Raw genomic sequence first — 22390 nt, 5'->3', positions numbered from 1 at the left:
AGATCTCCTTTATTTCTTGTCAAAGATCCAATATGCACTTGCTGTTGCATGAATTTCTGACATCATATCAAATTCCCGGTTGATATAGTTTTTGGATGCACTGTCATTCGGATCGTTAACCAGTACCTTTCCGGAAGCCGTTACACCACGAAGGACAATGAAATGTCCGCCTCTGGTAAATAAGCCTGCACTTTGGGAACTGATGACAGGATGGCCTTCTGACAGTGCTTTTAGGACGTTATTGGGATCGTTGGTCTGGGTGACCGATCCGCATCCAAAATGACTGGCTGCCGCTGCAAAGTAGGACCAGTAAGTGCCGACACCTGGTTTGTAGTAAGAATTTCCGCACCAGGAAACTGCATCTACCGGAGTGATGGTTTTGCCCGTTAAATAACTTGCGACCATGGCAAAGCTGGTCGGGCCACATCCGCTGGTTGCAATGGAACCTCCGCCATATGGAATATTTCCGTAATCTGTCTGCAGGTAATGAGGTATCTGCATTCCATTTGCAGGATAGGTGCCGCCTGTAGAAGTAATGATGTAGTACCGGAGTACATGGTCTACGTATTCTTTATCGCCATATCTGGAATAAGGCCAGTTAGGGCGGGCACACATCATATCAGAATAAGCGATGGCGTTTGCTTTGGTATAACCACCGTCCCGTTCCATGGCCCAGTCAATATAACCGGAACCGTAATTGTATCCCTGCAAAGCAAGCTTGATCCGGTCAAGATCTGTTGGACCGGTGCATCCGGCTTTATCCAGGGCATATTTGAGTTCCTGAATTCCGCATTCGATGCTGTACTCTGGGTCCGTAATACCGTTAGGCACATGGGGATATTTCTTATTAAATCCACCTTCTGCCGCCTGCATGACATCAAGACCACGTCCTCCGGATTCCTGCATCATCACAGCAAGGATTAGTTCCACATAGGGAGTCATTCCGTATTTTGCAGCAATCCGTTCTACGGTTGCCCGGTAGCGAAGCACCTCATCGGATACATTGGCAGTTGCAACTCCGGAAGCAGAGGAACCAAAAAAGAGGGTCAGATTTTCTGCATAAGCGTCTGCCACTTTTTTCTGTTTGTCGTTCAGATGAAAGACATGGTCTGCAAAATAAGAATCACCGGCATAGTTGATTACAAAGTTATGCCGGGTAAAGGTAACCGTCTGAGTCTGTGAATCCGTTCCTTCACCGGCTTCCCCTTCTGCACCGGCATCCACCGTAACTTCCATGGTAACTGTCTCTGTTGATACGTCATAAGTAAAAAGTCCATCCTTATTCGCCCGGATGACCCGCTTCAGTTCCGTAACGTTGATATCCCGATAGTTGTCTTTACTTGCACAGAACTGGGCAATGAGCTGATTGGCATTTACAGAGATATAGTAAGCATAGGGATCCGTAATGGATACGGCATCACTTTCCGGTACACGAGAAGCCGCGGCATTCACATCAGCAAGTACCTCGTCGTGACGTTCCTGTAAGACTTCTACAATGGCTTCATTGGCAGCACGTATATTTTCATTGATCCTGCTGTTACTGGTAAGTGCTCCGGTATTTTCGGAGAGATTTCCGAAGACAAGTCCCGGAAGCATGACTATGAATAATACTGGAATTAAAAGTAGAGAAACAATTCCAGCCACCGCCTTTTTTAAGGTTTCCCGATTCTGGATTGCAGCACCAATAACGGCTCCAAAGGGACCGGCTGTGGCACCTTTTACAGCACCTGAAATAGAAGCTGCAGCTCTGCCTACCTGAACTGCTTCATTCAGACCGGTCTGGTGATCTGCCAATTAAATGCGATCCTTTCTTGGAGGAGTCGGGGGCAGTTTCTGGTCGATGGATTCATGGTAGGCAACTTTTCCACCGCCTGCATCATAAGGGGTTTTAGTTACGGTATCTTGTGCATACTGCTTGTACCATGTGGCACCGTCTACAGACTGCACAGTTTCATATGTACCCTGTGAGGGTGCCATATATTGGTCTGCATGATAGAGAGCAAACGCTCTGGAACCTGATTCGGTAGATTCCGTTCCGGTGATCCGTCCGCCTCCGATTTCCATATTGGAATAATTGGGTAAAGGGTGTGTGGAATCTACTTTCATGCCCATATAAGAAATATAAGCCTTTTCTGCATCTGCTCCTTTAATGGAACCGACCTGATTGTAGTTACCCTGTGCAATGCGGCTGATCACATTGTTGGCAAAGTCTCCACCTTTATTTAAAGAAGAATGATACATGACACTGCCGATGCTGGAATGTTCTGTGTAGCCAGTTGCAGTATTGACTGCGCTACGTTCCACCTGCCTTCCGACAGCTCCGGCCAGTCCGCCTGACAGGAAGCTTCCACCTACAGCAGCTGCACCTGGAGAAACAGGTGCCCGGTATCCGCCACCACCGCCATGTAAATGCATGGAACTTGCCAGGCTTCTTCCGGCGATTAAAAGCTCTGCCATCATGTTTCCGCCAGTGTTTCCTACATTGATGCCAAGGCTTGCCATGAAGGAATCGATCTTTTGGCTGACTTTTAAAAATGCGATTGCGCAGAGAAACCAGATGAATATATTACCGGTAACTGCTTCCTTTCCCTGGTTTGCCACTGCCTGTTCCACTTCTGCTTCCGTAAGTTCTGCCGCGAAGACCGGGAAGGAACAGAATAAGACCATGCAGGCAGTAAGTGTCAGCAATAATATAATTTTTTTCTTATGTTTCATGTGTTCCTCCTTTTGTTAGATAGATAATGGATTGGCCAGAAAAGTACCAACCATAGATGTAAACAGGCGCAGACACCAAGCATTCATCAGCAGTAGGAAAAATTGTCCACCAAGCATCCGACACCAACTCTTGAAAATATTACCGGTTGCCTGAGAAGAGCCCATTGCGAAAGCGACTGGGGCTGTATAAACAAGAACGCCGAGAAGAATGTAACGTTCTGCCGCTTCAAACAGTAGTTTGATGTAATTCCATGCCAGAATCAGTACCAGGATCAGTGCAGTAATCGCAACAGCTCCATTGGCACAGACACCGAGGATAACAGTGATAACGGAGTTAAAGTCTGCGAATTTTAGCGGAGGCAGATCTTCTGTCAGAATCCAGCTATATGGTGTTCCTGCAATGTCAAGTAAAAGATCTACGATATCTTTTGCATAGAAAGTAAGGAACAGGAAGATGAAAGAGCGCATGGATAATTTCAGTGGATCTTCTGCCTCAATTCCGGCACCAGCAAAGTAATTTTTAAATAACTGCCAGACCCAGTTCAGTAGGATCAGACCTATGGCCAGGGCCAGAAATACCTGATACATGCTCTCGGCTGCGGGGAAATATCTTAAAAAGGTATCCATGGAGCAACCCAGAGCACCTAAGACTGAAGTGGTAATAAGATCCAGAATGTTCATGACCTGCTCTGCAATCCATTCCACGATTCCATCTAAGATTCCCATTTAGGCACCTCCTTTCCTGGCTTAGCCATTCCATTTACCTCCGGCAAAGAACGGTGTGATGTAAGCCATGATGAAGCCAAGACCGTTTAAGATTGCCCAGGTGATGACGATACGTTTGAGCCATGCACGGGATTCGTCCACGGTTTTTCCCGATTTGGAAAAGTTCATCATTAAAAGAGCCACAGATGCCGTTACAACAGCAGCTATGGTAGAAATCAGGATGATCTGGTTGTAGACATCTTTCATGATTTCATTTGCTTTGTCCCACATGTTAGCTGCCAAGACCGGCTGAATATTGCATGCCAGAAGCGTGAGCAGCAGGGATGCTGTGTAAATAATCCGCATGTAGTCAGGACGACGCTTTTCATTCGGCGGGTTTTCTTTGACTGTATGTTTTCTCACGTAAGTTAAACCTCCTTCATATGAAAAGGGCAGTATGGAATATCCACCCTGCCCCGATGCTTATAGTTTCTTAGTGCCTCATGCCAGTTTATCCGGCAGCAAAAAAGCAGCCCGGTCAATACAGGCTGCCTGATGCAAATACAGTATAAAATTGTAAATCTAATTCACCTCCTGCAAGAAAAAACGCAGCCAGTACCAAAAGGGAGAGGCAATGACTCCGGTACCGCTGCGCAATTCCTGCATATAATTTTGACAATATCAATTTTAGCATGTTTATATTTACCTGTACATCGCAGAACCGTGCCAGTTTAGGTCGTGAAAGAGCCATAACTGTGCCATGACATCAAAAGTGCATTAATTCAACACCACTAGAGTTAGTGAAACTCTATCAGATACTGTATGGAAGAATCCTTGGCAAATATACTAAAAGTACGATTGTAACGCTGTAAGAATTAGTGTGATTAGGAGAAGATAATATGCAAGGGATAGGGAAAAGGATTCAAAAAAGCAGGGAAGCTGCCGGACTGAAGCAGGAACAGCTGGCAGAGATGGTTGATTTGAGCTGTAATTATTTAAGTGCCATAGAGCGGGATGTGAAGACACCAAGGTTGGATACTTTTGTAAGAATTATTAATGCATTGAATGTATCAGCAGATGAAATCCTGATGGATGTGCTGGAAGTAGGAACAAAAACGAGATGTACGCAATTGGAAGAAAAGATGAAACATTTGCCGGCAAAGGAGCGAAACAAGATTCTTCGTGTGTTGGAAGTGATGATTGAAGAAGCGGGAAAATAGTTTTGCGTATGGGCGTGGACCTTTTAAAAATTTTAAAGATGTAATATAGTGCGTGAATATTTATAATTCATGTGTTATATGATGAAATACATTTTCATATCTGCTATACTAACGCTGATAGAGTTAATTGACTAATTCTAAAGCGTGGAGGCAGTATGAAGAAAATTGGAATAATTATCACAGTATGCGTAGTAAGTCTGATGGCAGGCATTGGAATTGGAAAAGAAGTAGAAGGTCATAGGCAAAGCAGTGAGACTGAGCTCCAGGAAGAATATGTGCCGTGGGATCGAAAGACACCGAAACCAGTAAAGAGTAAACTTAAGGATCTGGATCATTGTTACTTGTGTGGGAATGATAACCGCAGTCTGATGGGGCTGTTTCGTAAATATGACGATCTTGGGATCATCTGTGTGAATAAATGGTATGTATTGGATATGAAGATACGGAATCATGATGATGCAGGTAATTTGACAGGCCCACAAGGACACATTAATACGACATATACTGGAACCGGAGAGGGAGGATGCTTTTTTCATGCAAGCCCGAATTCTGATAGGGGAATTTCAAAGGTAACCGTAAGTTACGGTGAGAATAGTACACTGGATATGAAATTTATCCGGAAACATCTTTGCCAGGACTGCCTGGATAAATTGATGGAAGTGATGGAGACTTACGGACCAGAGGATGAATCGTGGGAACCAAGAGATTTGTGCCTTGTGGATTTTAATACGCTGGAGCTGTATTCTCTGCAGGGCAATTATAGTTCATATTATGTGGGAGATTATTATGTGGAGATTGATGACAGCAAGGAAGAGGAACTGAAGGTTACGGCAGTTTATGCTCCGGTTTTGGAAGAGAATGGGAAAAAGAGGATTTTGGAATGATAACATGGTATAAAGATACATTAGTAGATGATATACATGAAACGAAAATTCAATTTTGCTTTTATAATAATTTAGGTATGAATAGTGAACAAGTTGAATTTATAAGGAAGCTTACAGAAAAGTATTTAAAAGAATATCCTGCAGTTGGTATAAGTAAAATTTGTGATTATTTTTCATGGGATTATGAAGAAACGTTTAGTGAATATAATTACACTCATAATGACCAGGGAGAATTATACAAAGATAGAAACGAAATTGCTCAGTATTGTGATGAGGATAAACTTATAGGATTCAATCACATAAGAATACACGATATGAAATTAGAAGATAGTATAACGATCCAAAAAGTAGAGGAATGTGCTGATAGATTCAATAATTTAGTTGATGATTATCAAAAGCTAAAAAAGCGTGCGAAAACGGTGGGGCTGCCTGTGCCTGAAATGAATAGGGTCCAAATGCAGCATGATATTGATTTATTGGAAAAACACGAGATTTATACCAAGAAGTTCAGCTCAGATTACTTTGATGTAGTATTAATTAGAATGTTAGAAGAGTCAATGTTTTTAAAGCGAATAGTAATTCATGAATTGGGACATGCAATAGCAAGTACATATGATGTTTCTGAGGATTCAGAAATATTGAAACTGTTTGAGAAATATAAAGATGGATTTGAAAACATAGATGAATTTATAGCAGAGTGTTTTATGGCAAGTGAGCTTACAAATAAAATATCACTTGCAAATAAAGTGAAAGAACGAATTATCATTTGCAAAAAAGTTAAATTTGCATAGAAACTGCCTGAAAGCAGATACTAACTCAAAAAGATTTTGAGGTGAGAAGATGGCAGTTGCGCATAAAGGCAGTATTTCAATGGGTCTTGTTTTGATTCCGATAGGAATGTATAAGGCTACGGTGGATAATGATATCCATTTCAATCAGCTTGATAAGGAAAGTAAGGCTCGGATTAAATATAAAAAGTATTGTTCCCATTGTGGGAAAGAAGTGACGCCAACTGATATTATCAAAGGTTATGAGTATGAGAAAGATAAATATGTAGTCATGACGGATGAAGACCTAGAGAAGATTAAGACCAAAAAGGATAAGACAATCCATATTCTTCAGTTCGCTAAGATGTCTGAGGTCAATATGATTTACTATGAAAAGGATTACTACGCAGTCCCAGATACCGGGGCGGAAAAAGCCTATGAGCTGCTTCGTCAGTCATTACTTTCCCAGAAAAAAGTAGCCATTGCGAAAACAGTGATTGGAACGAATGAAAAGCTTCTGGTATTATATCCGACTAAGGATGGAATTATTGTGAAAACGTTATTCTATTATGATGAGATTGCTGCAATACCGAAAACGATTCCTAAGATGAAGTTGGATGAAAATGAACTGAACATGGCGAAAATGTTGATTGAAAATATGACCAAACCGTTTGTGGCAGAAGAATATCAGGATGAATATCAGGCTCGCCTTAGAGAAGCAATTATGAAGAAAATCCAGGGACAGGAGATTGTGGCAGTTGATACGACTGGTCCATCTAATGTGATTGATCTGATGGAAGCACTGCAGAAAAGTCTGGAATTGTCGAAGCATTCGGATAAAGAAAGTCAGAAGCGGCTGACGGGGACAGCTTAATGGATTTATTTGAAAGCCGGTCTGCACAACCGATGTTGATCGCACAGCAAAGGGAAGCATTTGACGATCCAGAGTGGATTTATGAACTGAAGATGGATGGATTCCGGTGTCTCTGCTATGCGAAGGACGGTATGGTGGATTTGAGGAATAAACGGAATATGCAGGTGAATTCACGGTTTCCGGAATTGATGTCCATTTACAAAAATATCAAAAGAACCAGTATTCAGGATGGGGAAATCGTAGTATTAGTAAATGGGATGCCAGATTTTTACCGCCTGCAGAAACGCACTCTATTAACGGATCGGTTTAAAATAGAGTTGGAGGCTTCCAGATATCCAGCTTCTTTTGTGACTTTTGACTGTATTTATCATGATGGGAAGGAACTAATATGGAATCCATTGATGGAGCGCAAGGAAGTGCTGCAGGATTTGATTACAGAATCTCCCAGAATTGCAGTATCGCGTTTTGTGGAAACCAATGGCCGGGCATTGTATCAGGCAGCGGAACAAAAACTCCTGGAAGGTGTGGTCGCAAAGAAGAAGGATAGTCTCTATCTTATGGGGAAAAGGACAAAAGACTGGATCAAGTTTAAAAGGATGGCGGATGAGGAATTTGTAGTAACCGGGTATATTCAAAAAGCGCAGCACACATTTAGCCTGATTCTAGCTAAATATCGGGGAGATATACTGATATATAAAGGCCATGTGACCGCTGGAGTTACGAAAGATGTGGTTTCAATGCTGGAGATAACAGGAATCAATCCATTCCGGATGTTGCCAACGGGCAATGAAGCGGCAATTTGGGTAAAAACCAATAGAGTCTGTGTTGTAGAGTATATGCCGAATACTATGAATTCTCTGAGACAGCCGGTATTCAAAGGATTTCGGGATGACGTGTTTCCAGAGGAAGTACAGATTGAAAATTGAAGTTACAAAAGCTCCTCATAGGACAAGATTTGGTGTTCTTTTCGTGAGGAGTATAATTTAAAAATTTTTTTTGACGCCTGGATTTATGGTATAATGAGTGAAAAACGTAGGAGAAACAACATGACAATAGGAATTATTGAAGATGATATATTATTGAATCAGGCGTTGGATACTGCCTTGCAGAATGCAGGTTATCATACCATATGTGTATTTAATGGGAAAGAAGCTCTTACTCTGTTTGGAGATGGTGTGTCTCTTCTTCTGATGGACATCGGACTTCCGGAAGAAGATGGAATTAGTTTATATCAGAAGCTTAGAAAAAAATGGAAAATCCCAGTTATCTTTCTAACAGCCCGGGACGAGGAAAGGGATATGTTAGCCGCATTTGACGAAGGCGCAGACGATTATGTAGTAAAGCCCTTTTCTATGAAAGTGTTATTGAAGAGAATCGAAGCGGTGCTGAAGCGAAATAGTAAAAATCAGATTCTGTCATGTGGGGAGATTACCCTGGACCTTTTAGGAAAACAAGTCTTTATAAATGAACAAGAGATTACGCTGACGGTAAAAGAGTATCAGTTGTTGGAGTATCTGATGCTGAACCAGGGGCAGGTATTGACAAAAGAAAATATTCTGGAGCAGATTTGGGGACTGGATGGGCAGTTTGTGGTAGATAATGCAGTCAGTGTTACCATTAACCGGCTGAGAAAAAAGATAGAACCCGATGCAAAAATGCCGACATATATAAAAAATGTGTTTGGGCTTGGGTACCGAATAGGAGATAAATAGTATGTGTTTTCAAGTCATAATAGCGGTTTTTGCAGGGATTCTGCTTGGAATTACCGTTATGTATTGTATGCAGAGGAGACAAAGAGAAGAAGAATTAAGGAAGATTACAAAATTAACAGAAGATATTTTGAAAGGGCAGGAGATCAAAGCAGCAGCTTCAGGAGAAGAAACTTTGTATGCAAAGATTGAGCATCAGTTAGTGAGAATGCAGGAGTCAATGCAGGGAAGAAGAGATGCGGCGGAGAAAAGCCGTGATGAAATTCAGAAGTTGATTTCGGAGATTGCCCATCAGATGCGTACACCTCTAGCGAATATAGAAACATATATTGGATTTATGAGTGAGAATCTGACGGATGAAGAATCTTTAAGATATTTGTCAGCGATTGAAAATAGTGAAGCAAAATTATATTTCCTTGTAGAGAGTTTTATCAAGATGTCCCGATTGGAGCATCACATCATTCAGATTAAGAAAAAGGAAGAGGATATTCTGAAAACAATCCGAAACTCTCTTGGACAGATACAAAGCTGGGCAGAAGCGAAGGAGATTCAATTTGAGATTACATTTCCTAAGACAGCGGTTTGTAAGCATGATGCTAATTGGTTGGGGGAGGCAATTTATAATATTTTGGATAATGCAGTGAAGTATAGTGAAATAGGAGGTAAGGTTGAAGTTTCGATATCGGAGAATGAGATGTTTTTAAAGATTCAGGTAAGAGATTATGGAATCGGTATTGAATCGGGAGAGGAAAATCATATTTTTAAGAGATTCTATCGCGGAAAACGTGTCACAGTCCAGGAGGGATTTGGGATTGGCTTATATCTGACAAGGGAAATCGTGAATAGACATGGAGGGTTTTTGGTGGTAAAAAGAATGCAACCGGGATTAATGATGGAAATGAATCTTCCGCCTATTTGTTAGAAGTTTGTTAGATTTGTCCGGTATACTTGGCAGTGTGGGGAGAATTGCCAAATACAAGATAGGAGATACGTGTTTATGGAAATTGTGAAAGCCGTTGGCCTGAAAAAATATTATATTACTGATACATATGAAGTTCATGCATTAGACGGAGTAAGTCTTTCTGTGAAGGAGGGAGAATTTCTAGCAATTATCGGAACATCGGGAAGCGGAAAGACAACTCTTTTGAATCTGCTTGGGGGACTGGACATACCGACAGAAGGCGGGGTATGGATTCGGGGAAACAGCCTGAAAGACATGGAGGATGAAGAGAGAACTGTATTTCGCAGACGGAATATCGGTTTCATTTTCCAACAGTATAACTTAGTTCAAGTTCTTAGTGTATGTGAGAATATTATACTTCCGCTGCGGCTGGACGGAGCAGAGATAGATCAGGAGCTGCTGGATGAGGTGACTGCACTTTTGGGAATACGTGAGCAATTAGACCGATTACCACAGACGTTATCAGGCGGTCAGCAGCAGAGGGTGGCAATTGCCAGAGCACTTTTGGCAAAGCCTGCTATCCTGCTGGCAGATGAACCCACCGGCAGTTTGGATTCTGTTACCAGCATGGAAGTAATGGGACTTCTAAAAATCTGTGCAGAAAAATTTCATCAAACTGTGATTATTGTGACACATCAGGAAGAAGTAGCACAGATGGCAGATCGTATAATCAGGATAGAAGATGGAAGAATCTGTAAGGGTAGTCAAAACGAAAGTATCATGGATAAAAGTAATGCAGTCTGTGAGCAGGAGGTAAGTTATGACAGGTAATGGCTTTACTCCGAACAATAACAGACAGGTGATTCGAATGCTTTCCAAAGAGTTTGGCAGATTTAATAAGGGCAGAAACCGGATTCTCATGGGAGCAATTGTTTTATGCATTATTACGTTGACGATGGTATTTGGAATATCTTTTGGTAAGGTGCAGGCAGAATATATGAAAGCAGTAAGGGCGGCGGGAACGACAGCATCTGCCTGTATCGAAGATGCCGATGAGTCTCAGTATGAGAAGGTGTGTTCTCTTAGCTATGTGAAACAGGTGGGGCGTTGTGTGTCCGTAGGTACTGCAGCTTTTGAAGAGCAGCCTGTCTGCAGAATCCAGGTGTTGGATGATGTGGCCTGGGAGAAGATGATGCAACCTGCTTACACAGATATTTACGGACAGTATCCGAAGGAAAAGCAGGAGATTATGCTTTCGGTAAGAGCATTAAAAAGCATGGGAATCGATGATCCAGAGAAAGGAATGAAGGTTCGTCTTACAGTAACAATCGGACTGTTTCGAACAGAGCAGGAAGAATTCTGCCTTAGTGGATGGTATTCTGATTATGTGGATGACACATCTGGTTCGGCCATTGGTTATATTTCAGAAGCGAAACTGAAAGATTGGGGATATAGTATTCAGGAAAAAGCAGATTTATTGATTTGCCAGTCTGACAATATGGACTGGAGGGAGACAGAGGAACGGCTATATCAAGATGTGGCAGGAAAGACATCTGAACTGAAAATTACTGTATCCAACACTTATACCTATGATGCGGTAAATCGTCTGACAGGGAGTTATGGCATGGCGGCTCTTGGTGCGCTGGTGATACTGAGTGGTATGTTTTTCCTTGTTTATAATGTGATGCAGATTTCTATGACAGAGGATATTCGCCAAATGGGTCTGTTGAACACGATTGGGACGACAAGAAAACAAATACGGAAAATATATTTTGGGCAGATACGGAGAATTATGATTCCAGGGGTACTAGTGGGAGCATTTGCATCGGTATTCATTCTGGTGATCGTGATACCGAAAATATTGGGAAATCAGTATTTAAGTGGGTTTGGAGGTGCAAAAGAGTTCAGGGTATTCCGGTCAGAATTTCTGGTGGCTGCAGTGGTATTTACGATAACACTTACGATGGGAGCAGCGGCAGGCGTCATACATCATTTGGTAAATTTGTCCTGCATGGGAAGTATACATTATACCGGGCTGATCAAGAATAGGACAAGTAGGAAGAAAAAGTGGGGAGGATTCGGAAAAGAACAGACCCTGATAAGATGCAAAAAAAGAAATAGAACTGTAAATGGAGAATTATGGTATATGGCATGGCAGAATGTGACCAGATACAGGATTCGTTTCTTATTGACAATATTTTCTTTGTTTTTAGGTATGGAAGCTTGCTTAGGAGTTGTTGTTATCTCAAGAGGCAGTGATTATGTTCATGTGATAGAGAAGCGACCGGATTTTCTGATCGCTGGGGAATTCAGTGATTGGGGGCAAGAGGAAGGATATGGAAATGAATATAAGTCGAGAGATTTAGGGGAAGATCCGATGGAGACAGAAGGCGATAATTTCTGTCTGTTATATGGAAATGCATATGATGAGTTTTCACCTATTTCTTCGGATGTCAGGGAGCAATTATTAAGCCTTGAAGGAGTGGATGAAGAAAAGTCATATGTTATGGAAGGAGCCTATATGATTTCTACTATTTCTCAAAAAGGAATTCGTCCATTGGTAAGTAATTATTTTAATGTTGAGGAACAGGTGAAAGAAGGAGTCGGCTACAGTTATGATTATTCGATGGTTGAAGGAGTGGATGCGGATGTAATTCAGATATTGAGTGAGGAAGAAATCACCAGTCTGAGTCAGTATGTACAGGACAATCATTTATCGATAGATATGGAAGACCTGAAGAATGGTACTGGAGTGATGATTCTTCATGACCATCAATTATCGCCCAAGCAGGAGGAATTGGCAAAGGAAAGTATAGGAGAACCGATTTTTTTTACTAAGATGTTGTCAAAAGAAGCATGGATTTTATGGAATCAGTTGAGTTCAGAGGAATGGGACGCTATGGAGACAACAGAAATGTTTTCTGAAATTCAGTCAGAAACGTATACGCTATGTGGCTATCTGGATAATCGAGCAGAAGGTTTTCCGAATATACGCCAGACCTGGCACGGTTCAGAAGGACTGATTTATTATCTTATCAGTGAAAAAGGATTTGCGAAGCTGCCTACGGAGAAAAAGACCCTTTATATGGAACTTAATGTGGATCAAAAGAAGGAACCGCAGATTAAAACTGAGATTCAGAATATTTTATCTCAAGAGAATCGTAAGCGTGAGGAGATGACCGGCAACAAAGTGGATGGTGAGACCGGGGAGGCAGGAATCTTTTGTATCAGTAAGTCAGATTTGCTTGCAGAAGCAGCAAATTATATTCGGGGGAATCGTTTAATCCTTGGAAGTATAAGTGTCGTGTTGTTATTTGCGGGAGTGGCGAATTATTTTAATGTTATGGTTACGGAGATTATATCGAGAAAAAAAGAACTGGAAATTTTGGAAAGTATAGGGATGACCAAAAGGCAGAAACGAAAGTTATTGACAGTGGAAGGATTGTATTATTGTTTAGCCGTTGTGGCTTTGATGTTGACTGTGGGAAACGGGATTTTGTACTTGATTCGTTTTTATATGGAAGATAAGCTTTCGTATTTTGTCTTCACCTATCCAGTGGGGTGGTTAATTGTAGGGATAGGATGCCTGATTGGAATCTGCGCGATGATACCAAAGATGTTATATATTAAAAGGGATTTGAAAACTCCAAGACCCCAGTGTATAATGAACTCAGAAAGGTAATCAGATGCAAGATCTGATGCACTCAGTAAAATTTAATTTATTTCTATGTTAAGGCATAGCATCCATCAAACTTTCCTAGGGTTATCGTGGATGCTATTTCTTATTATGTCGGTTATCTAAGTAGGTCAAAGCCGCAACAAATATGGACCAATGAGTCGGTTTAAGTCTTGTAGATTTCAAGATATTAGGGTTTTATTCCTAATCGGAAGAATACAACTGGAAGAAGGGAAAAAAGGAGAGTGATTGTTTGATAACATAAGCAGAAAAATGATATACTTGAAATAAAAATTCAATTGAGCGGGTTGAATTTTTCAGATGAATAATATGTAGGTAAGATAAATAATTTAATAGTTTTGGAGAAACAGATAATGGATTGGATAGAATCAATTAAAACAATAAAGAAAGCACAAGAAAACAATCAGCTAATTGTTTTTGTGGGAGCAGGAGTTTCTAAAAACTCAAATGTTCCCACTTGGTGGGAATTGATAAAAATAATTGCAGACAAAATTGGTTATGATAGATGTGATTTTTGCAAAAAAAGAAAAGAAATTTGTCCAGAAACGGATTGTGAAGAACGTTATGCATTTACGCAGGATGAGTTCCTTCGGATTCCGGAATATTATTATCAGAAAGACACATCAGATAATAATACCGAGTATTATAATTTGATTCAAAATACGCTGAGCTCTGGCAAGATGTCAAACTCAATAGATGATGAAATTTTTAATCTTTTACCTCATCATATTATAACAACAAATTATGATTCACTTTTAGAAGATTCTGCGAATTTGAATGCACAGCTTTATACTGTTGTATCTCAGGATAGCGATTTGCTGTCAAAATCAAATGAGCGTTATATTATAAAAATGCATGGAGATTTAAAGGTACCAAACTCAATAGTTTTGAAAGAAAGTGATTACCTTGACTATGAGCAGAAACACACATTGATCAGTACTTTTATACGTTCGCTTCTTGTTAATCATACATTTGTGTTTTTAGGGTATTCTTTAAACGATTATAATTTGAATTTAATTATTGGTTGGATTAATTATTTTAGAAAATTTTATGGTGTGGCTGAAAGACCTTCTAATTTCTTGGTAAGTTCAGAAGCACCATCTGAATATGAGAGAGTGCGACTTGAAGATAAAAGTATTTTTGTGGTTGATTTGTCTTCATTGCCAGATAATTTAATGGAAAAAGTGTCTATACCTGTATCACTTACAAATCCAACAGGCCAAAAGCTCTTTTCGTTTCTAAGATGTATAACGGATTCGAAAATATTTCAACAATATATCCCACTATCTGAGATATTGATTGAAAAGTACCATGTGCTAGAATCATATAGAAAGGTTTCTTTTGAAGATTTAATTCAAGTTCAACCTTTAGGTCATACTACTTTTATGAGTACGGAACTAGTATTTTATGATAAGGAATGGTATGAGCAAATTGCTGCGCTTATTGTTAATAATGTACAGGGAATAATAGATACGTTCCAAAGAGCTGGAGTAACTGCAATCCACTTGTTTGAAGATGACTTAAGCCAAAGTATTCCTTTAATAACAGAAGAGGATACCAATTTTCAGTTATATCTTAATAATGATTACGTAGAACTATTAAAACAAGTACAAGCATGTTCAGACACAGATGAAAAAATATACTATTATCATTTGGTGGGCAATTGTGATGCTGAACTTGAAAAAATCATTGAGATGGAGGCTTTTACCATTGCATCAGATGATTATATTGCAATCCTCCTTCATAAAATGCGTGTTCGTGTGGCCACAATAACACTATTTAATAGACAAGATTCCAAAACTAAGGAATTGGAACAACTATTTAATACTGTTCCTATAAAATACCATAGTGCAATAAATTATCTAAAAAAGCTTTTTGAGTCATCTGCAAAAAATATGTTAAAAATGAGTGAATTAGTCGAAAAACAAGAAGAAAGATATAAGTATAACAGTAATACTTGGTATTCTGGACATAGTTATACATATATATGGGATATCCAGGCATATGCTTACGATTATTATTTTTTCTTTAAAAAGAATTTCTTGCCATTCGACTATTTTGCAGAACCTAAAAATTATTTAATTTATTATTTAAAAGCAATAATGTGTTCATATTCTCCAATTGCTGCTGTTGAACCAGATACTGTGTTTATTCCAACAGACCGTAGGCATTATCCGATTAACGAAATTGATTTTGATATGTTCATAAAATATATAACACCAAAATCATTAAAAGCACTACTAGAGAAGTATTCAGTCCAGTTTTTAGAAATTGAAAATGAAATTGATATTATTCAAAAGTATAAAAATTTGTGTGCCAGTTTTGTAAGATTTAAACATAGAAAATGGATAGAGTATCTGTATAATTTTCATATTATTGTATGTTTGGTAGAACTGGATAACAATAGTAAGAAAGTGCTTATGAATATATTTACAAATATGTTCACAGAAGTAGTAAAGGACAGTCCAGGAATAGCCTCAGATTTGTTTGAAGGCTTAAATTATCTTGTGAATACTATGAAGGTTGAATATGCAAATGAGATAAAAGGGAATTTACTTGATACTATACTTTTGGAAGAGGTTTATCCGGTAATCGAAGAAAGACATAGCACGATGCTTTCAAGAGTGATAAAGAATCTTTCTTTATATGCTAAAGATGAAACAAAAAATCGTCTTATTACAAATATTGAATTAATAGAAGATAAAAGCAAAAAAATAAGAAGAATTGTTTTATTTCGACATATTTTACCGATAGAGAAATATAAAGGTTTTTTAAATAGCAATCTTGAGTTAATTCGTACTGAATTTCTCTTTGATTTGCTTATAGAAAAAATACTTCCTTATAGTGATACAGTAATCAATAGATTTATTGATACTATAAAAAATGAGGATAAAAGGCGTAAAGAAAAGCCGGGAATGCGTACTTATCCTGATTGGCTTACGACGTCTATTGAAGAATGTATTATTTTAAAACTAATTGGTTTTAATGTTGATTTGACTTTATTGAAACCGTATGAACATTATTCGGAGTATTTACAGTTTATGCTAAATCCTAATGATTATGATTATTCACACATAGATACTAGCAATTATATGTGGCAAAATCTTATTTACTCCCCATTATATAAAGATTATTTTATATCTCATAAAGATGAGTTGCTTTCAGAGAATTTGAAAAATCTTTTTGACATGGGTGTAGAAACAAGGGATCAGCAAAAAATAGTATATGGTTTGTTATTGAATGATGATGAGCTAAGAGGTTTTGCATAAAATGAAGAACCCAATTAATTTTGACAGGGAGCGGACCAAGTGCCGACTCCCTGCTTTATTTAAAGATTCTGTTTAATAATCCGGGTAATGATTCCTACTGCCACATTCCGTTCTTCATCTATATGAGTTACGACAAAAGAGACGTTGTCCTTCTTTCCAACGGTACGACTGTCATAGCAGGAGTGGGCAATGGCGTTGACTCCAATAGAGAGCCGGACAAATACGGTACCTTTGTGAATGTCTTCTACAGTGCCGGCATATTTCCCTTGGACTTTACATTTCTTCATGTTTTCCTTACTGGTATTGCCTTCCACACTTTTTACATCTGCCCGGACGGTGACATGTTCCGGATCTTCTGTATTTACTTCCAGTATACGTACCAGGATATGGTCACCGACATGAAAGCGTTCCCTGGCGTCGCCGAGCCAGTCGAAAGAAAGGTCACGGGCCAAGATGGATGTTTCCACTCCAAATATTTCAGCACGTACCACTTTTTCAGCGACTGCAACGACTCTTGCTTGCACGACACGGTCTTCGTGTACCTTTGGGGTGCCGTTTGCATCTTTCTCCAGATAGAAAATCTGTCGTTTCTTCAGCATGGCTTCTTTACGGCTTGCTACAATGCTGCGCGTCTTTGCATCCAGTCCTTTTACAATAAAATCAATCTCACAGCCGAGCATATTGTTGAGAATCTTATTCTGGCGTAGGGACAGTTCCCCATAATCATGGGCATCATCCTGTACCAGATTGATCATCATTTCTGTGACTGGAATGACAGTCCGGAAATCTTTGTAGTAAATAATTGCGATTAGACTGCCGGTTTCCGTTTTTTCAATTCCGCCGAGCATACCAGTCAGGATCTTCCTGGTACGGTATGCGTTCTGGATTTCATGCCAGATCAGATCCGCCTTTGACTGGGCAGTTTCCAATACGGTATCGGAATCAAGAGTTAATACAGTAGTGTTGGTAATCATTTCGTTTGACATAAATGTTCTCCTTTCGTTTATGACATGATGGAATTTTTATCTAAAGGAACCATTTCAGACGAATTTTTCCAGTCATCTTTTAACAAATCTTTTGGAAGGTCATCATAATCTGGTTCCTGATAGACGGGGTCCTGAATTGGGAGGACCGGTTCTTTTGTCTTTTTTGATGGTGTATATGTACGCCGTTTCTGGGATTTTGCTTGTGGCTTTGGGAGGTAGTCATATTCTTTTGTCTGTCCATTTTCTCGCCATTTTGGAATATGTTCCGATGCTTTCTTTGTGACAAGCTTTTTGGCATCTGGATGAAGGGTATAATCATATTTTTCTACTTTCAAAACTTTTTGCCCGCGTAGAATGACCAAAGCGGTATCCAGTGGAAGACGGAGAATTTCATCCGGAGTTAAAAGTTTGCGTTTTCCAATGGATTGGGTTTTTCTGTATTCTGGAGAATAGTCGGATACCCGCCAAGTATTGAGCTGTTTGGCTTCAGAACTAACCCCTACCGTTACATCTCCGGATCTGGCACTGATGAATTCTGCAGTGACCTCATCTGTACACCCTAAAAATAATTGGGTATCACAATTCCCGATGATTTCCTGCCACTGGTTATATGGATAACGGTTCTGCATCTGGGGCAGGTTCTGAAAGATACAGGAAATGCTTAGTCCCCTTGATCGGCAGACGCTGATCTTTTTGTTCAGTTCCAGAATGGCACCTGTATTGGCAAGCTCGTCTGCCAGGATATGAACTGGGACCGGCAAACGCCCATTTTTACCATGCTTATCTGCAAATCGTACCAGTTTGATGAATACGAAAGTCATGAACAGGGATGACAGGAAGTCAAAGGCACTGTCCTGATCGGAAGTGATGCAGAAATATGCACATTTTTCTTTTCCCGGAAGTGTCAGGTCGATCTCATCATAAGATGTGATCTGTCGGATCAGTTTATTTTGAAAAACCTGCAGCCTGGCACCCAGACCGATGATCACGCCGGATCTTACCGTATCACTTGCCTGCTTATAGATGCAGTAAGGGACTTTTGCCGGATGGGATACGGGTAACAGGTCAAAAAGACTATTTAGTTCCTTTTCGGAACTCAACGTCAGTAATTTATAAACCTGACCGATATTCTTGGACTCTGGAGGGAATCCCTGTTCCACGTAAAGAACCAGGGCTTTTAAAAGGTTTAATTCCGCATTGTCCCAGAAATGATCTCCTTTGGCAGAACCGGTATTTTGAATGATGACATCCGAAAATACCTGGGCCATAGTTTCCTGACCGTCTATTTCCATCAGACAATTCCAGGCATCTGAGTTTTCTGGATTGACCAGATTGAAACACCGCACGGTATATCCTTCATTCTCCAGATATCTTGCCATACTTTCATATAATTCTGATTTAGGATCGGTTATGATCAGGCTTTCTCCACGGGAAACGCATTGAAAAATCATATTTCTTGCATAAGCCCTGGATTTCATGGAACCACTGGCACCATAAACTGCAACATTTCGGTTCATGCGTGTTTCATAAGGAAGGCAAACCGCTTTTCCATTTAGCTTGCCAAGAATTGTTCCCTTATTTTTCTTCACATGATCAGTTAGTTCCAGGACTTTGTGCATCTCATCCGGAGTCATGAATCCGGAAGTTCCATAGGTACCCTTGGTAGAGTAGTTTAGATTTCGCTCCTTATCGAAAATTTCGCCATTTCTGTCATATCCCATCCGCATCACTAAGAAGGTTAGAAGACCAAAGGCAAGTAGGCATAAAAAAATCCCATACAGGTTATATGGAAATCGTGTCAATGCCATAAGGCAGGCGTTTGGATGTAGGGATGCTGCCTGTGGGTAAGTACCATTGCCAGCAAAGTTTCCGGCAGCACTCCAGGTTTGGTAGTTATAAATAAATTGTGCCACATAGCCGCCAGCATAGAGTGTGCAGAGGCAGATTGGAAGCAGATAGATGAGCTTCCACCATTTACGGTTCATGTAAAAACCCCCTTCTGAATTTGTTAAGGTCAATACTGGAGAATTGAATGTCTGCTGTGAGGTATTCTTTGAGAACTGGTATCTGGAAATCAAAACAGATCAGGTTTCCGTTTAGGCCGTAAACATTCAGTCCGGTATTGAATCGATTGATTCGCTGCATGTCAAAATCATAAGCAAGAAGTGCAGGGTTTCCATCTTTGGTTACTGCATCATGCTCCAGTGGTATTTCTTCCTGACGAGCGTTCATATCCGATAGTAATAATTCGTTAAGCTGTTTTGTCATTGCCGGGTATGCTAATAGCTGCATCAATGTTTCCCCCTGAAGATCGTTGGGAAGATAATGGAAATGTTCAAACGATGTGTCCAGCATAAAGAGGCTTCGCTTGTAGCCACCAGTGCTGGTCAGCAGTTTGAAAGCAGTTTCCATATTGTCACCAAGCATAATTGCACGAATTTTCGGATGTCCGGAGTAAGGATATCCCTGCAGATAATGTTGCAGGAAAGCATTGAGGCGCACTTCAGTTTTATACTCCCACTTGAGGACTCCACTTCCGGTATTGTAGATGACGTAGATGCAATGGGGTGCCATCAGGATTCCCATACTCCGCGAATTTTTGATTTTTGTTGTTGCCGCCCCAAGTTCTTTAATCTCTCTGGAAGAATAAAATAAAGGAAGGCTTCGCATATGGATGGAAGCAGCTTCGCGTTCCTCAGAAAAAATATGTGGTTTTACATCCGGATAAAATGGGATTCCGGCATGGAGCAACGTCAGGTATGTTTGTGCCTTCTGATGAAGACGGATGCGGCGTGACGGTTCGCTTCGGATAACATTAGTCTCAGTATTTCCACTTAGATAGCAGTGGAAGCGGTCAGGATAGTAGGCGAGGAGCAGTTCCTTGGAACGTTTGGTCAGTCGGTATCCTCTGAGTTTATCCTTATAGTGAGTACGGATGAGCTTTTCAGCCTTCAGTTCGGTGATGATTTTTTCAGCATAAGAAGGACTTGTAAAAAGACGATTCAGTTGATCCGCAGGAAATTCCCCACAGATTCCGATAAGTTCCAGCAGCCTGAATTTCTGAGTGTCTGGTCTTAGCAAATAAGTATCACCTCAATTCATTTTTTACCGATGTTAGCCTGTACTTGGGTAAAATGGCTTTTGTCAGTTGGTAGAAAAAGCATGGAAATATAATGCTTCAATCCTCTTTTTACCTATGTCGGAAATAAGGGTAAGAAAATCAGGAAATTTCCGATATGGTTTCCAATAGTTCTTTATGTGATTTCACCCAATCCGGAAAGGCAGACTTCTCCATGATGTAGACAACTGTTGAATCTGCATTACCAAATTTTGTTGTATGATAGGAATCACAGTACAATCCGGTATCGTCCAGTAAAACGTAAGTTGCTATCGTATCCAGAATCTGCTTGAATTCCAGATTGTCATAGTCACGTACTCTTTGGCTGGAAAGAGTACGATCATAAATCTGGCTGAAGCAGACCACACAGTCTTTATACAGAGCCAAGTCGTGGCTTTTTACATATTCCTGCAGAGCATAATTCAAGGGCTCATGAAGAAATGCCATATTAGTGCGGACTTTTCTTTTGGGGAGAAGTCCTGGAAGGGTAATAGACAAAATCTCCTGTTCCTGTGAAATGGTGATTCCCTGTGCATCTGCAGCAAGTTCTAGATAACTGTTCTTGCCAGAGAAATCAGTGATATAGACCAGATTCCTGAGCTGGCAGGTGATACGTTCTGATCGTAAGGCAGCATCGGTGCTTAGTGCTTCATAATTTGCACCATATTTTTCAATGTCTGTAGTTTTCAAAGCAAAAAGGGTGTTTCTGAGCTTTTCTATCTCGCTTTCCACACCCTGTAATCTCTGAAATATGATTCTTGTATTTGTGTTCATGAAACCTCTTTCTTTTGGTAGTAGCTGACAGAGCCGTCAGGAGTGACCATGCAGTAGGCAACCACACCATCAATCGTAAGTTTTCCCGCTTGTTTTTCCGATTCAATGATGATGATTCGTAATGCTTCCCTTGGAGGAATACTTTCAAATACATGGTTCATCAACGCTTCCTGCCCATTAGCAACATAAATGATTTCATAGGTTTCGTCATGGGAAAAGAAATGTAATTTAACGGGAAAATCACCGCTGGTATGGTAGATGAGTGCCTTTTTAAAATCCAGAAGAACCCAGAAGGCAGCAATAGTTCCCATATCTGGTGAATTAGCAGACTCTTCAGTGTCACATAGTAAATGCTGTTCTTTATCATGGTAAATCCGCCCCTGTTTGGTCAAACTGGTGATGAGAGATTTGATAGAATTCCTGTTTTTATCAAAAAGCTGCAGCACCTGTTCATAATGCAAAGCGTGATATGTAGTGAGAATCCGAAGAAGGGCTGCCCCTTCGCCTTTATATATCTGTTCTCGTGTTTTCATATATGGTCTCCCTTCGTATTTGTAATTGTACGTATATCTATACGTACAGCCTGCGTATAGGATTCTGTGCGTATGGTGTACGTACAGATAGTGGCTTGCTGTCAGTACGGTTTTGGGTACAAAAAAAGCACCGGTCAGGGTGCTGATGAATAAGAAAACTATAAGCAATACTCATTTTAGCATGGGTAAATTTGCGTTACAATCGCAGAAGTGTGCCAATTATGTGACAGGGATATTG

Annotated in this window: 19 protein-coding genes; 10 read left to right on the top strand and 9 right to left on the bottom strand. The window is 40.2% G+C overall.

Annotated features, from left to right (window positions below; translation table 11 throughout):
- Positions 1–9: 9 nt before the first annotated feature.
- Genes ACQRBH_RS08740 through ACQRBH_RS08725 form a run of 4 tightly spaced genes read right to left on the bottom strand, consistent with a single transcriptional unit; the run spans position 10 to position 3843 of the window.
- The gene (locus ACQRBH_RS08740; RefSeq protein WP_427761384.1) at positions 10–1794 is read right to left on the bottom strand and encodes a lysozyme family protein; all 1785 of its coding nucleotides are present in this window, start codon (positions 1792–1794) and stop codon (positions 10–12) included.
- Positions 1795–2715, bottom strand: a complete 921-nt coding sequence (locus tag ACQRBH_RS08735) for a hypothetical protein (RefSeq protein ID WP_427761383.1) — start codon at positions 2713–2715, stop codon at positions 1795–1797.
- A 15-nt stretch (positions 2716–2730) separates the two neighbouring features.
- Positions 2731–3441 carry a hypothetical protein gene (locus ACQRBH_RS08730; protein WP_235250095.1) on the bottom strand — a complete coding sequence of 237 codons (711 nt, stop codon included), beginning with the start codon at positions 3439–3441 and terminating at the stop codon, positions 2731–2733.
- A gap of 21 nt (positions 3442–3462) precedes the next feature.
- Positions 3463–3843 carry a fimbrial protein gene (locus ACQRBH_RS08725; protein ID WP_330578517.1) on the bottom strand — a complete coding sequence of 127 codons (381 nt, stop codon included), beginning with the start codon at positions 3841–3843 and terminating at the stop codon, positions 3463–3465.
- Positions 3844–4319: 476 nt separating this feature from the next.
- Here ACQRBH_RS08725 and ACQRBH_RS08720 point away from each other — a divergent pair, with 476 nt between their 5' ends.
- The 10 genes from ACQRBH_RS08720 to ACQRBH_RS08675 all read left to right on the top strand — a co-directional run bounded on the left by ACQRBH_RS08720 (position 4320) and on the right by ACQRBH_RS08675 (position 16741).
- Positions 4320–4640 carry a helix-turn-helix domain-containing protein gene (locus ACQRBH_RS08720; RefSeq protein WP_235250093.1) on the top strand — a complete coding sequence of 107 codons (321 nt, stop codon included), beginning with the start codon at positions 4320–4322 and terminating at the stop codon, positions 4638–4640.
- 155 nt (positions 4641–4795) lie between these two features.
- Entirely contained in the window at positions 4796–5524 is a 729-nt protein-coding gene (locus ACQRBH_RS08715; RefSeq protein ID WP_235250091.1) for a hypothetical protein, read from the top strand.
- Positions 5521–6315: a hypothetical protein gene (locus tag ACQRBH_RS08710; protein ID WP_347375429.1), complete on the top strand. Its 795-nt coding sequence runs from the start codon at positions 5521–5523 to the stop codon at positions 6313–6315. Before ACQRBH_RS08715 ends, ACQRBH_RS08710 begins: the two co-directional genes overlap by 4 nt.
- A 49-nt stretch (positions 6316–6364) precedes the next feature.
- The gene (locus ACQRBH_RS08705; protein ID WP_347375430.1) at positions 6365–7165 is read left to right on the top strand and encodes a Ku protein; all 801 of its coding nucleotides are present in this window, start codon (positions 6365–6367) and stop codon (positions 7163–7165) included.
- Positions 7165–8091 (top strand): DNA ligase, encoded by a 927-nt coding sequence (locus ACQRBH_RS08700; RefSeq protein WP_235250876.1) that lies wholly within the window; start codon positions 7165–7167, stop codon positions 8089–8091. Before ACQRBH_RS08705 ends, ACQRBH_RS08700 begins: the two co-directional genes overlap by 1 nt.
- A 120-nt stretch (positions 8092–8211) precedes the next feature.
- Positions 8212–8877, top strand: a complete 666-nt coding sequence (locus ACQRBH_RS08695) for a response regulator transcription factor (protein ID WP_235250878.1) — start codon at positions 8212–8214, stop codon at positions 8875–8877.
- A 1-nt stretch (position 8878) separates the two neighbouring features.
- The gene (locus ACQRBH_RS08690; protein ID WP_347375431.1) at positions 8879–9796 is read left to right on the top strand and encodes a HAMP domain-containing sensor histidine kinase; all 918 of its coding nucleotides are present in this window, start codon (positions 8879–8881) and stop codon (positions 9794–9796) included.
- A gap of 75 nt (positions 9797–9871) precedes the next feature.
- Positions 9872–10606, top strand: a complete 735-nt coding sequence (locus ACQRBH_RS08685; RefSeq protein ID WP_235250880.1) for an ABC transporter ATP-binding protein — start codon at positions 9872–9874, stop codon at positions 10604–10606.
- Positions 10596–13457, top strand: a complete 2862-nt coding sequence (locus ACQRBH_RS08680) for an FtsX-like permease family protein (protein ID WP_427761382.1) — start codon at positions 10596–10598, stop codon at positions 13455–13457. Before ACQRBH_RS08685 ends, ACQRBH_RS08680 begins: the two co-directional genes overlap by 11 nt.
- A 368-nt stretch (positions 13458–13825) precedes the next feature.
- Positions 13826–16741 carry an SIR2 family protein gene (locus ACQRBH_RS08675; RefSeq protein ID WP_427761381.1) on the top strand — a complete coding sequence of 972 codons (2916 nt, stop codon included), beginning with the start codon at positions 13826–13828 and terminating at the stop codon, positions 16739–16741.
- Positions 16742–16800: 59 nt separating this feature from the next.
- Here the strand turns inward: ACQRBH_RS08675 and ACQRBH_RS08670 are convergent, their stop codons facing one another.
- The 5 genes from ACQRBH_RS08670 to ACQRBH_RS08650 form a co-directional block, all read right to left on the bottom strand.
- Positions 16801–17727, bottom strand: a complete 927-nt coding sequence (locus ACQRBH_RS08670; protein ID WP_235251025.1) for a S1 RNA-binding domain-containing protein — start codon at positions 17725–17727, stop codon at positions 16801–16803.
- A 17-nt stretch (positions 17728–17744) separates the two neighbouring features.
- On the bottom strand, positions 17745–19712 hold the full coding sequence (locus ACQRBH_RS08665; RefSeq protein ID WP_427761380.1) for a VirD4-like conjugal transfer protein, CD1115 family: 1968 nt from the start codon (positions 19710–19712) through the stop codon (positions 17745–17747).
- Positions 19702–20808 (bottom strand): hypothetical protein, encoded by a 1107-nt coding sequence (locus ACQRBH_RS08660; protein ID WP_427761379.1) that lies wholly within the window; start codon positions 20806–20808, stop codon positions 19702–19704. The genes ACQRBH_RS08665 and ACQRBH_RS08660 overlap by 11 nt, the downstream gene beginning before the upstream one ends.
- A gap of 139 nt (positions 20809–20947) precedes the next feature.
- Positions 20948–21619: a DUF6100 family protein gene (locus tag ACQRBH_RS08655; RefSeq protein WP_427761378.1), complete on the bottom strand. Its 672-nt coding sequence runs from the start codon at positions 21617–21619 to the stop codon at positions 20948–20950.
- The gene (locus ACQRBH_RS08650; protein WP_347375436.1) at positions 21616–22152 is read right to left on the bottom strand and encodes a DUF5697 family protein; all 537 of its coding nucleotides are present in this window, start codon (positions 22150–22152) and stop codon (positions 21616–21618) included. The genes ACQRBH_RS08655 and ACQRBH_RS08650 overlap by 4 nt, the downstream gene beginning before the upstream one ends.
- Between the last annotated feature and the right edge of the window lie 238 nt (positions 22153–22390).

It is taken from the genome of Bariatricus sp. SGI.161, from assembly GCF_050313695.1.
GTDB lineage: Bacteria > Bacillota > Clostridia > Lachnospirales > Lachnospiraceae > JAFBIX01.
The sequence above is the reverse complement of the archived record's forward strand: the minus strand, read 5'-3'. Positions and strand labels throughout refer to the sequence as shown.

Bases quoted from the DNA above. Each gene is read 5' to 3' on its own strand.
- ACQRBH_RS08720 (WP_235250093.1), top strand. From the start codon at position 4,320: ATGCAAGGGATAGGGAAAAGGATTCAAAAAAGCAGGGAAGCTGCCGGA.
- ACQRBH_RS08695 (WP_235250878.1), top strand. From the start codon at position 8,212: ATGACAATAGGAATTATTGAAGATGATATATTATTGAATCAGGCGTTG.
- ACQRBH_RS08665 (WP_427761380.1), bottom strand. From the start codon at position 19,712: ATGAACCGTAAATGGTGGAAGCTCATCTATCTGCTTCCAATCTGCCTC.
- ACQRBH_RS08700 (WP_235250876.1), top strand. From the start codon at position 7,165: ATGGATTTATTTGAAAGCCGGTCTGCACAACCGATGTTGATCGCACAG.
- ACQRBH_RS08685 (WP_235250880.1), top strand. From the start codon at position 9,872: ATGGAAATTGTGAAAGCCGTTGGCCTGAAAAAATATTATATTACTGAT.
- ACQRBH_RS08715 (WP_235250091.1), top strand. From the start codon at position 4,796: ATGAAGAAAATTGGAATAATTATCACAGTATGCGTAGTAAGTCTGATG.
- ACQRBH_RS08675 (WP_427761381.1), top strand. From the start codon at position 13,826: ATGGATTGGATAGAATCAATTAAAACAATAAAGAAAGCACAAGAAAAC.
- ACQRBH_RS08670 (WP_235251025.1), bottom strand. From the start codon at position 17,727: ATGTCAAACGAAATGATTACCAACACTACTGTATTAACTCTTGATTCC.
- ACQRBH_RS08735 (WP_427761383.1), bottom strand. From the start codon at position 2,715: ATGAAACATAAGAAAAAAATTATATTATTGCTGACACTTACTGCCTGC.
- ACQRBH_RS08655 (WP_427761378.1), bottom strand. From the start codon at position 21,619: ATGAACACAAATACAAGAATCATATTTCAGAGATTACAGGGTGTGGAA.
- ACQRBH_RS08710 (WP_347375429.1), top strand. From the start codon at position 5,521: ATGATAACATGGTATAAAGATACATTAGTAGATGATATACATGAAACG.
- ACQRBH_RS08705 (WP_347375430.1), top strand. From the start codon at position 6,365: ATGGCAGTTGCGCATAAAGGCAGTATTTCAATGGGTCTTGTTTTGATT.
- ACQRBH_RS08650 (WP_347375436.1), bottom strand. From the start codon at position 22,152: ATGAAAACACGAGAACAGATATATAAAGGCGAAGGGGCAGCCCTTCTT.
- ACQRBH_RS08690 (WP_347375431.1), top strand. From the start codon at position 8,879: ATGTGTTTTCAAGTCATAATAGCGGTTTTTGCAGGGATTCTGCTTGGA.
- ACQRBH_RS08730 (WP_235250095.1), bottom strand. From the start codon at position 3,441: ATGGGAATCTTAGATGGAATCGTGGAATGGATTGCAGAGCAGGTCATG.
- ACQRBH_RS08680 (WP_427761382.1), top strand. From the start codon at position 10,596: ATGACAGGTAATGGCTTTACTCCGAACAATAACAGACAGGTGATTCGA.